The 794-nt window shown below is 63.1% G+C and carries 1 protein-coding gene; it reads left to right on the top strand.

All coding sequences use genetic code 11. The annotated features are described in order from the left end of the window. The coding region (locus AO388_RS03255) for a tyrosine-type recombinase/integrase (RefSeq protein WP_153003959.1) at positions 1-794 on the top strand (794 nt) is incomplete at both ends.

The raw sequence follows: 794 nt of genomic DNA, 5'->3' as shown, positions 1-794 counted from the left end.
CGCGGCACCTGGCACCTGGTTGTGGGCAAGAAGTGGGAGAAGATCGCCGGTTTTCCGGAGTTGCCGGTGAAAGGGCTGATCAACGCTCTGCCGAAAATCCGGGAACGCCTGGCGACTGACCCGAAGGCCTCTGCGGCTGCCGGCACGCTGCAGACCGTTGGCCAGCTGCTGGAGTGGTTCATGGTTCGTCAGTCCACCGAGCGCAGCCTGTCGGCAAAGCGCCGCGCCACGAACACCTCAATCATCACCTGCCACCTCAAGCCGCGCCTGTCCGAGCTGCTCATTGCCGATGTGGACCGGTCCACCTTGGACAAGCTGGTCATGTGGCCCATGCAGGCCGAAATGTCGCTCTCCTACGTCCGGTTGATGTGGGGCGTGCTGGTTGTCGCGTTCCGACAGGCCGAAAAGCTGCGTCTGATCGCCCAGAACCCAGTCGCCGGTTTCAAGTTCACCGACTTCACCAAGGCCCGCATCCTGCCGAAACCATCGCGGCTGCGTGCCGTTCAGCTGGAAGAGGTGCTTGGTGACCTTGCTGCAGGATTCGACCAGCACCCACAGGACTGCATGCTCGCTTTGATGATGCTGTGTCACGGCACGCGGGCTGGCGAGACAAGGCAGGCCCGGTGGTCGCACCTCGCGCTGGGTGAGCAGGGCGAGTGGTTTATTCCTGCTGAGAACACCAAGACCCGCTGTGAGCACCGGCTACCGCTGACCCATCAGGCCTGCGCGCTGCTGGAGCGCTATCGGGACTGGCAATCGTCGAAGGGCTACAAGGGTGCCTACATGTTCCCGGC

The sequence above is a fragment of the Pseudomonas sp. ICMP 10191 genome, assembly GCF_001467335.1.
Lineage (GTDB): Bacteria > Pseudomonadota > Gammaproteobacteria > Pseudomonadales > Pseudomonadaceae > Aquipseudomonas > Aquipseudomonas cerasi.
Note: the sequence above shows the minus strand (reverse complement) of the source record. Positions and strands in the feature narration are given on the sequence as shown.